Source organism: Actinoplanes sp. SE50/110, from assembly GCF_900119315.1.
Taxonomy (GTDB): domain Bacteria; phylum Actinomycetota; class Actinomycetes; order Mycobacteriales; family Micromonosporaceae; genus Actinoplanes.
Window position 1 is genome coordinate 3,037,938 of the sequence record NZ_LT827010.1, and the last position, 10,006, is coordinate 3,047,943.

7 protein-coding genes are annotated in these 10,006 nt (G+C 72.8%); 4 read left to right on the forward strand and 3 right to left on the reverse strand.

Annotated elements, in window-relative coordinates; genetic code table 11:
• Nucleotides 1-6: 6 nt before the first annotated feature.
• Complete coding sequence (locus ACSP50_RS13470) at nt 7-807, reverse strand: tetratricopeptide repeat protein (RefSeq protein ID WP_014689854.1); 801 nt, start codon at nt 805-807, stop codon at nt 7-9.
• 73 nt (nt 808-880) lie between these two features.
• Between ACSP50_RS13470 and ACSP50_RS13475 the strand changes: the two genes are divergently transcribed.
• Entirely contained in the window at nt 881-1,315 is a 435-nt protein-coding gene (locus ACSP50_RS13475) for a DUF5990 family protein (protein ID WP_014689853.1), read from the forward strand.
• Between the two features lie 25 nt (nt 1,316-1,340).
• On the opposite strand, the gene ACSP50_RS13480 is transcribed toward ACSP50_RS13475, so the two are convergent.
• Nucleotides 1,341-2,984 (reverse strand): bifunctional diguanylate cyclase/phosphodiesterase, encoded by a 1,644-nt coding sequence (locus ACSP50_RS13480; protein ID WP_014689852.1) that lies wholly within the window; start codon nt 2,982-2,984, stop codon nt 1,341-1,343.
• Nucleotides 2,985-3,417: 433 nt separating this feature from the next.
• Here ACSP50_RS13480 and ACSP50_RS13485 point away from each other — a divergent pair, with 433 nt between their 5' ends.
• The 3 genes from ACSP50_RS13485 (at nt 3,418) to ACSP50_RS43370 (ending at nt 8,489) form a co-directional block, all read left to right on the forward strand.
• Nucleotides 3,418-6,816, forward strand: coding sequence for a DEAD/DEAH box helicase (locus ACSP50_RS13485; protein WP_014689850.1), 3,399 nt, complete (start codon nt 3,418-3,420; stop codon nt 6,814-6,816).
• A 42-nt stretch (nt 6,817-6,858) separates the two neighbouring features.
• A complete protein-coding gene (locus ACSP50_RS13490) occupies nt 6,859-7,662 on the forward strand; it encodes a hypothetical protein (RefSeq protein WP_014689849.1) in 804 nt (267 codons plus the stop codon).
• Between the two features lie 80 nt (nt 7,663-7,742).
• Entirely contained in the window at nt 7,743-8,489 is a 747-nt protein-coding gene (locus tag ACSP50_RS43370) for a hypothetical protein (protein WP_014689848.1), read from the forward strand.
• A 46-nt stretch (nt 8,490-8,535) separates the two neighbouring features.
• Here the strand turns inward: ACSP50_RS43370 and ACSP50_RS13500 are convergent, their stop codons facing one another.
• Nucleotides 8,536-9,945, reverse strand: coding sequence for an SDR family oxidoreductase (locus tag ACSP50_RS13500; protein ID WP_014689847.1), 1,410 nt, complete (start codon nt 9,943-9,945; stop codon nt 8,536-8,538).
• Nucleotides 9,946-10,006 lie beyond the last annotated feature (61 nt).

Below are 10,006 nucleotides of genomic sequence, written 5' to 3' on the forward strand. Positions count from 1 at the left end.
CGTACGTTAACGCCGCGCCATGATTTTCGCCTTCGATGTGCCCGGTTCGCCGAGTTCGGTGATCCGCGCCGTGACGTCCTCGATCAGCACCGGATCCCCGGTCGCGGTCGCCGCCCGCAACAACACCGCCAGCGCCGCCATGCTCGATGCCGGCGGGCAGCCCGGCAGCAGTGCCGGCAACCGGGCGGTCAGCAGCTCCACCGCCACCCGCGGCCGGTTCCGCCGCTGATGCAGGAAACCGCCGCGCATGGTCACCGCCTCCAGAGCGTTCTCCGGCGCGATCGCGTGATGCGCGGCCACCTCGGCGGCATGCCGGCTCAGCCGGTCCACCCGATCCAGGTCACCGCGCAGCTCGGCGGCGTCCGCCCGGTTCAGCACCGACCGCAGGTAGTCGTCCACCGCGTCCGGCAGCACACTGCGGAACAGTCGCTCGGCCGCGGCGAAATGCCGCTCCGCCTCACCCAGATGCGCCTCCCGGCGGCCGTGCCCGGCGCGGGCCAGCTCGACCTCGACGACACCCAGATTGTCGTACGTGATGGCCCGCCCGACCGGATCGCCGACCAGCGGTCCCACCTGCAGCGAGCGGACCAGGTGCCGTTTCGCCTCGGCCAGGTCCCCGCGCTCGTGCGCGACCAGGGCCAGATTGTCGAGGATCGCGGCGTGCGTGGCCGGATCCGGATCCGAGCTGGTGAGCAGCGCCGCCAGGGCGCGAGAGAAGTGCTCGGTCGCCTCCGCCGGGCGGCCGGCACGGCGCAGCACCTCGCCGCGCTCGTTCTCGGCCGCCGCACTCCGGTAGATCTCCGCCACTGATCAAGTATAAAAACGACAAAGCGGTGATCGGCCCCATCTCGGCGAGTGTCGCCGTCCTAGGGTGGAGGGCATGCGGATCCGGATCGAGGGGCGGGAGCTGCCGCAGACACCGGAACTGCGGCTCAACAACGTGCACGTGGGGGTGCAGCGGCGGGCCGAGGTGGTCGGCCGGGTGCCGGTGACCGCGGGCAGCGCCGTCTGGGAGATGGACGTCGAGGTGCGCGAGGTCGACGGGCTGATCGACGTGGGCGGGCCATGGGTGCACGGGTCGCCCGGGGCGCGGTTCCTCTACCTGAGCTGGGGGGCGGTGCACGACGGGGAGTTCGCGATGTTCCGCCGGGCGAAGTTGCTCTTCGGGGACGTTCCCGGTGCGCTGCTGCGGGGAGCCGTGGCGGGGGAGGGGGTGCTGGTGGGCCGGCTCGGGCTGACCGATTCCGCCGGCGATCCGCTGTGCGCCCGGGTCCGGCCGCCGGTCATCGCCTGGACCCTTTCCCCGTTCTCGTGAGCTGACCTCACGCCCACCTGTGCTGCTAGGCAGCCATGATCGGTTCGGGGCGGCCGAAGTGGTACCCCTGCAACAGGTCGAAGCCGAGCGCGGTAAGCGTGTCCGCGGTGTCGGCATCCTCGACGCCCTCGGCGACCAGGGTCAGGCCCAGGCCGTTCGCCATCCGGGCGACCGACTCGATGATCACCCGGTCCTGCGGCTGATGGATCCGGGTGACGAACGAGCGATCCAGCTTCAACTCGCTCAACGGCAGCTGGGTGAGCAGGCCCAGCGACGTGTTCCCGGTCCCGAAATCGTCGATCGCCACCCCCACCCCCATCGCCCGCAGCGACCGCAGACGATCAGCGCTCTCCGCCGGCCGGGTCATCACCGCGCTCTCGGTCACCTCCACGATCAAGCCCCGCGGCGGCAGGCCGGTCTCGTCCAGCAGCTCGCCGATCTTGGTGAGCACCCGGTCCGAACTCAGCACCGGCGCCGCCAGATTCACCGCCACCGGCACGTCCCGGCCCGCCCGGTGCCAGGTCGCGGCCTGGCGTACGGCGTCACCCAGCACCGCCGCGGTCAGCATGTGAATCACATCCGAGCGCTCCGCCTGAGGCAGGAACACACCCGGCGGCAACAGCCCCCGCCGCGGATGCGACCAGCGGACCAGCGCCTCGACCGAGACGGTCGCCCGGGTCTGCGCGTCCACCAGGGGCTGATAGTGCAGCACCAGCTCGCCGTTGCCGATCGCCGCCCACAGATCGGTGTCCAGCCCCAGGTCGATGGCGCCGGCGGCGAGCGCGCCGTGCCACAACTCGACCTGGGTGCGGTCCCGCTTCGCCGCGTACATCGCGGAATCGGCTCGGGAGACGAGATCCTCCAGATCACGGGGATCGCCCGGGCCGACCACCGCGATCCCCATCGACGCCTCCACCGTCACCGGGACACCGCCCACCGGGAACGGACCCTGGATCGCGTGCAGCAGCCGGTGACCGGCCTCGCACGGCGACAGGCCCGGCCAGACCGCCAGATCCGGGGTGAACACCACGAACTCGTCGCCGCCCAGCCGGAACGCCTCCGCCGGCCGGCACGCCCCGGACAGCGCCACCGCCACCTGCCGCAGCAACTCGTCACCGCGGGTGTGCCCCAGCGTGTCGTTGATCTCCTTGAACCGGTTGAGGTCGATCACCATGGCGGCCGCCCCCGGCGCCGGCGCCCGGCGCGACATCAGGCTGCGCCGGTTGCCCAGGCCGGTCAGGTCGTCGGTCAGCGCCATCGCCTGATAGCGCCGGCTGATGTGCTCCACCAGCGGGCCCACCGGGGCCAGGCCGAACGTGTCGTCACCGAGCGCCACCACGATCGGGATCGCCTTCGAACCGTCGGGGCGCTCCATCGCGGCGCGGGCCGCGTCACCCCAGTCGGTGGCGGCCGGCAGCACCAACGCCGGGCGGCGCAGCAGCGACCGCAACGGCCGGCGGTGCAGCAGCGCCCGGCCGTAACCGAGCCGGCCGGCCAGCACCAGATCGAGGAAGGCGCGGTCGATCAGGAACAGCTCGCCGCCGGACTCGGTGAGCACGCCGAGCAGCTCCGGGTCGGCGCGCAGAGCGGCCTCGACATCGCCCACCGGGGTGCCGGCCGGGGTCACCGGAACGGGCACGGCGAGATCGGCGAGGACGGGATCGCGCATGTGCCCGCCTCCCCCCGAAACGCCGCCAGCAGTCGTCCACGCCGATGCGGCACCGGACCGGCGGATCACGATTATGCCCGGCCGTCCTTCGTGGAGGCAGTCCCTGGGTGAATCGTTTTCGGAACCTTTGCCGCCGGGGCCCGGCGGGTGTGACGATCCTGTTGCAGGCCGGCGAAGAATTTGTTAAGCATCAATGCGGCCCGGCGGCCATCTGTCGGTCGCCGTCGATCTCCGTGCGGATCGCGGCCATCCCTCGCGCATTACGGCCCACCCCCGCTGCCCGCTGCCCGCCCACCCGCCTGCCGCCCACCCGCCTGCCGCCCACCGGCCTGCCGCCGCCTGCCCGCCTGTCGCCGGTCCCGCTGCCCGCCGGCCGTTGGCCCGCCCGGGCCTGCCTGATGGGCGGCCCCGGGTAGGCGGCTGTCGCGTTCGGATGGCGCTGAGCTGGGTGGACGGCAAAGTGTCGGAGGGGCGGCCTAGAGTCGTCCGCGTGCTGAAGCTCCTCGACGACGAGCCCCCGGTCCGGGTCCTGCACGGATTCGTGTCCCGGGACGGCACGCTGAGCCTGTGGGCCGAGACCGGTGTCCCGATCCCGATCCCGGCGGCCGCCCGCGGCGTCCCGTGGCATCCGTTCGCGCTGCCGCCCGCCGATCTGCCGGCCGGCGAGCGGCGCGATCCGGCCCTGCTCACCCTGCCGTCCACCGGAGCCGGTCCGCTGCCCTCGCCGCAGGTCGGGCTCCCGCCCCGGCGCGGCGCCCGGCGGGCCCGGGTCTGGCGCGTCCCCGCGGTCGAGGTGCCGTTCCTCGACGCCGACCTCGCCGCCGAGTTCGACGGCCGGGTCGCGCCTTCGGTCCGCTGGCTGATCGAGCTCTGCGGGTTCGCCGCCGGCCTGGTCCGCCGCGGCCGGGTGCTCCCCGGCGTCCGGCTCGACGGTCCCCGCCCCGCCGCCTGCTGGCGACCGATTCTGATCGGCTCCGACGCGGCCCGCCACGCCACCCTGCTCGACCGGATGCCACCCGCCTGCCGCGCCGAGGCCACCCCCGGCTCGGAGAGCCGCCCGGCCCGCCAGGGCGACACCGCTCCCACGGCCGCCTCCGCCGCCGACCTCTGCACCGCGGCTCTGGAGCGCCTCGTCGACGTCCTCGTCCGCACCCGCCTCGCCGAGGCCGGCGTCACCCTGACCGAGCCGGCCATCCCACCCACCGGCATCAGCGCCACCCCCACCCGCGGAGCCACCACCCCCCACCCGCCCGCCGCGCGCGCCGGCGCCGCCCCTTCCGTCACCGTGCCCGACACGCAGGCTGCCCATTCCGTCCCCCACTCTGCAGCGGCTTCCCGCGCCGGCGGGGCTGCGGCCGATGACCCGGGTGGCGCCGGCGTTGCCGCCGACTCGTCGCGCGGCGGCGCGGCTGCCCGGGGCACGTCCCGCGGGGCGGGCGCTGCCGGTCGTGCTGCCGGCTCCGATGCTCGCGGGTCGGCCGCCGGTGGTCCGGTGCAGGACGGGCTCGGGGGGTGGCTGGCGGCGCTGAGCGGGGAGCCGTGGTTCAGCATGCCGGGGGACGAGCTCGACGAGTTGGTCCGGGCGCTCGACGCGTGGTTCGCCCAGGCGGCGCGTGGGGCTGAGGTGCGGGTGTGCTTCCGGCTCAGCGATCCGCGGGAGCACGAGCCGGTGCTGCCCGGCGAGGTGCCGCTGCCCCCGGACGCGTGGCGGCTGGAGTTCCTGCTGCAGGCCGCCGACGAGCCGAGCGTGCTGGTGCCGGCCGCCGACATCTGGCGGGACGATTTCGCCCCGCTGCGCCGGTGGACGCTGCACCCGCAGGAGCGGCTGCTGGCCGGGCTGGGGCGGGCGGCGCGACTCTACCCGGCGCTGGGCGACGCGCTGCACCAGGCGCATCCGGTGGAGATGATCGTGGACACCGAGGGGGCGCACGGCTTCCTGAGTCACGCCGCGCTGCTCGACGAGGCGGGCTACGGGGTGCTGCTGCCGGGCTGGTGGCGGCGCCGATCCGGGCTGGGCCTGGCGCTGCACGTGCGCAGCCCCGAGCCGATCACGCCGGTGCTGCGGGACCGTACGACCGGCCTGCGGGACCTCGTCGACTACGAGTGGGGCCTGGCGCTGGGCGGCCGCACCCTGACCGAGGACGACCTGGCCGACCTGGCGAAGGCGAAGGTGCCGCTGGTTCGGCTGCGCGGCCGCTGGGTCTTCCTCGATCCGGACAAACTGGCTGCCGGGCTGGCGTTCCTGAGCCGCGGCGGGGGCACGATGACCGCGGGTGACGCGTTGCGGGTGACCCGCCTTCTGCCGCCGGAGGGGCTGCCGCTGCCGGTGACCGACGCTCGGGGCGAGGGCTGGCTGGGCGACCTGCTCAGTGGCGAACTGGAGCAGCGGCTCGCCCTGATCGAGCCTCCGGCAGGACTCGGCACGGTGCTCAGGTCGTACCAGATCAGGGGTTTCTCCTGGTTGGTCTTCATGGACTCCCTGGGTCTGGGCGCGTGTCTGGCCGACGACATGGGCCTGGGCAAGACGGTGCAGCTGCTCACCCTGCTGCTGCACCGGCGCGACGGGCCGGCGCTGCTGGTCTGCCCGCTGTCGGTGCTGGGCAACTGGCAGCGGGAGGCCGCGCGGTTCGCGCCCGGCCTGCGGGTCCGAGTGCTGCACGGCGCCGACCGGGACGATCCGGCCGCCCTGGCCGACGGCGCCGACCTGGTGCTGACCACCTATGCCACAGCCGTCCGGGACGCCGACGCGCTCGCCGCGATCACCTGGGACCGGGTGGTGCTCGACGAGGCGCAGCACATCAAGAACAGTGCCGGTGCGGCGGCCAGGGCGGTGCGGCGTTTCCCGGCCCGCAACCGGATCGCGCTGACCGGCACCCCGGTGGAGAATCGGCTGGCCGAGCTCTGGTCGATCCTCGACTTCGTCAACCCGGGGCTGCTGGCGTCCGCGCACACGTTCCGCGCCCGGTTCGCGGTGCCGATCGAGCGGTACGAGGACGAGGAGGCGGCCGCCCGGCTGCGGCAGGCGACCCGGCCGTTCCTGCTGCGCCGCACCAAGGCCGACCCCGGCATCGCCGGCGAGCTGCCGTCGAAACGGCACGTCCGGCACCTGTGCGGGATGACCACCGAGCAGGTCACCCTCTATCGCGCGGTCCTCGACGAGCTGCTGGAGCGTCTCGCCGAGCCGGGGGAGACCCGCCGCAAGGGCCTGGTGCTGGCCGCGATGACCAAGCTGAAACAGGTCTGCGTGCACCCGGCGCTGCTGCTCAAGGACGCCTCTCCGCTGCCCGGCCGGTCCGGCAAGATCGAACGCCTGGAGGAGATCGTCGACCGGGCCCTGGCCGGTGGCGAGAGCGTGCTGTGCTTCACCCAGTTCGCCCGGTTCGGTGGGATGCTGGCGCCACACCTGGCCGCCCGGTTCGGGGTGCCGGTGCCGTTCCTGCACGGCGGCACGCCGCGCGGTGCCCGGGACGCGATGGTCGCCGAGTTCCAGCGGGCCGAACGCCCCGGTGTCTTCGTCCTGTCGCTGAAAGCCGGCGGCACCGGCCTCAACCTGACCGCCGCCAACCATGTGATCCACGTCGACCGCTGGTGGAATCCGGCCACCGAGACGCAGGCGTCCGACCGGGCCTTCCGGCTCGGCCAGCGCAGGGACGTGCACGTGCACACCCTGGTCTGCCTCGGCACCCTGGAGGAGCGGATCGACCAGCTCCTCACCGACAAGGGTGTGCTGGCGGAGCGGGTGGTGGGCTCCGGTGAGGGCTGGCTCACCGCGCTGTCGACCAGCGAACTCCGTGACCTGTTCGCTCTCGCCCCGGAGGCCATCATTGACTGAGTCCAGCACCATCCAGCCCGCCGAGCGGGACGGGGGCCGGCGATGAGCGATTTCGCGCCCGCGTTCCTCGGGATGTTCGAGTCGTTGCGGATGGGGCCGACCTTCGCCCGCGGCCGCCGCGACGAGCGGGCCGGGCACGTGCGCAGTCTGACCGTCTCCAGCAGCCTGGCGGTCGCGCTGGTGCGCGGGCCGGACGATCCGTCGGCGTTCCGATCCCGGATCGCGGTCCGGGCGTTCGGCGCGGCCGAGTGGGCCCGGGTGGAGAGTGCCCTGGTCAGCCAGGCCCGGTTCGTCGCCGGGCTGCTCGACGGGCGGATGCCGCCCGGGGTGGAGGCGGTGTTCGCCGACGCCGGCCTGACCCTGCTGCCCCTCTCGCTGGACGAGGTGGCGATGGACTGCACCTGCGAGCGCTGGCCGATGCCGTGCGTGCACCTGGCCGCCACCTGTTACGCGCTCGCCCGGATGTTCGAGGCCGACCCGTTCGAGGTCTTCGCCTGGCGGGGCCGGCACCGCGACGAACTGTTGATGCGGCTGCGCCGGCTGCGGGAGGCGGCCGCGGTAAACGCCTCCGACGTCGCCGATGCTGCGAAAACCGCCACCCAGGCGGAAAATCCCGTCGAGCCGGAGCCGCCGCTGATCGACCCGGATGATCTGGAGACCTTTTGGGGCCGCAGCCTAGATCTTGGCGAATCTCCTGTTCAGGAGCCATCCGGCGGCCGTCCCGACGCGCTTCTCGATCAGCTGGATCCGCCGCGGATCGGGTATCAGGGCCGGCCGTTGACTGACATTCTGCGGCCGGCGTTCCGCGCTCTCGCTGACACCGAGGGGGTCGGCCGATCGGCTTAGTTCACGGAAAACGCCTTAACGCTCCGGGCAGCCATGATGCGCTAGGCGAGTAATGGCGTTATGTCCGAAAAAGGTGTGACATGAACAAGGCACAGCGTTTCTTCGCGCTCGCCGGCATGGGTGTCGCCGCCGGCGCGCTGATCGGCATGGGCCCGGCGCAAGCCGCCTCGGCCGCCGGCACGCCGGTCTCCGCCGGCGGCGCCGCTAAACACGCGTCCGACTGGGGCGACGATCACGTGATCGGGTATTACCGCACCGAATGGTCGTGCGAACGCGCCGGCTTCACCGGCAGGCGCTACGGCGCCTGGGACGACTACAGCTGCGATCCGATCGACTACGGCTGGCGGGGCTGGGTCTTCCGCCTCGTCGTCGACCAGGACGACTGGCGGTGGAGCGACTGGCGCGGCGACTGGCCGGGTGGCTGGCCGTACCGCCCCGACTACCGGGGTGGCTCGTTCCACATCCGTGCCATCCACGATCACTCGGGCCCGCACGGCTGGCCGGACCGGAACGACCACCGTGGCTGGCCGGACCGGAACGACCACCGTGGCTGGCCGGACCGCGGCGGCAACGACGACCGCAACGGCGACCGCGGCTGGCCCGACCGGGGCGGTAACGACAACCGTGGCGGTAACGACAACCGTGGCGGTAACGACAACCGCGGCGGTAACGACAACCGCGGCGGTAACGACAACCGCGGCGGTAACGACAACCGCGGTGGCAACGACAACCGCGGTGGCAACGACAACCGCGGCGGTAACGACGACCGCGGTGGCAACGACAACCACGGCGGCAACGACAACCAGCACCACTGGCCCAGGCCGTGAACCTGGCCGGCCGCGCCCCCTCCATAAGGGGGCGCGGCCGGCGCCGTCACCACGCCACCGGCGCGTAATCCTTCAGGAAGCACCCGTAGACGTCTTCCCCCTGCTCCCCCCGCACGATCGGGTCGTAGACCCGGGCCGCCCCGTCCACCAGATCCAGCGGCGCGTGAAACCCTTCCTCATGCAGCCGCATCTTCGTCGGATGCGGCCGCTCATCGGTGATCCACCCGGTGTCCACGCTGGTCATCAGGATCCCGTCGGCGAACATGTCCACCGCGCTGGTCCGGGTCAGCATGTTCAGCGCCGCCTTCGCCATGTTCGTGTGCGGATGCCCGGCGCCCTTGTAGCCACGCGCGAAGATGCCCTCCATCGCGGACACGTTGACGACGTACCGCCGGGGGAAAGACGATGCGGTCATCGCCGGCCGCAAGCGGCTGACCAGGATGAACGGCGCCGTCACGTTGCACAGCTGCACTTCGAGGAGTTCCAGCGGGTCCACCTCGTGCACCCGGTCGCTCCAGCTGTTGGTCGCCGTGGTGTCCGGCACCAGCCCGCCCGCGTCGATCGCCACCGACCGCGCGGTCAGCGCCAGCTCGGTGATCTGCTGCGGGGTCAGATGCTGGGCGCCGGCGGTCAGCACGGCCGCCGGGGAACTACCGGCACTCCCGAAATACTCCAGTTCGGGAAGTCTCCCGCCGGGCAGCGCTTCCGCCTCGGCGGCGGCGATCGCCGCGTACGCCCCGGCGGTCCGCCGGACCGTCTGCGCCGCGTTGTTGATCAGGATGTCGAGCGGCCCGCGGGCGGCGACGGACTCGGCCAGGCCCACCACCTGCGCCGGGTCCCGCAGGTCGATACCGACCACCCGCAGCCGGTGCAGCCAGTCGGCGCTGTCCGGCATCGCGGTGAACCGCCGCACCGCGTCGTGCGGGAACCGCGTGGTGATCGTCAGGTCGGCCCCGTCGCGCAGCAGCCGCAGCGCGATGTACATCCCGATCTTGGCCCGGCCACCGGTGAGCAGCGCTCGCCGCCCGGTAAGGTCGGTCCGGGCATCTCGCCGCTCATGGTTCAGTTTGGCGCAGTCCGGGCAGAGCTGGTGGTAGAACGCATCCACCATCGTGTACCGCTGCTTGCACACATAACACCCGCGCGCCTGCTTGAGCACCCCGGCGGTCGCTCCCACCGTCTGGCTCTTCAGCGGAATCCCGGCGGTCTCGTCATCGATCCGCCCGGGCGCCCCGGTCGCGGTCGCCGCCGTCACCGCCCGATCGTTGTCGAGCACGGCCTGCCGCCGGTCCTTGCGCCGCTGCAACTTCACCGTCTTGAACAGCGCCGCCGTAGCCCGCCGCACCCGCACCGCGTCCGGATGCTCCGGCGGCAGCCCCTCCACCTCGGCCAGCACGCCGAGGCAGACCGCCAGGCGGTCCGGATCCACGCCCACGGTCGGGTCACTGCCGGTCATCCGTAAAATCTCCCTCGTCGCCCTGCCTGTCGCAGGCACTGTATTACCCGGCGCTCCTATC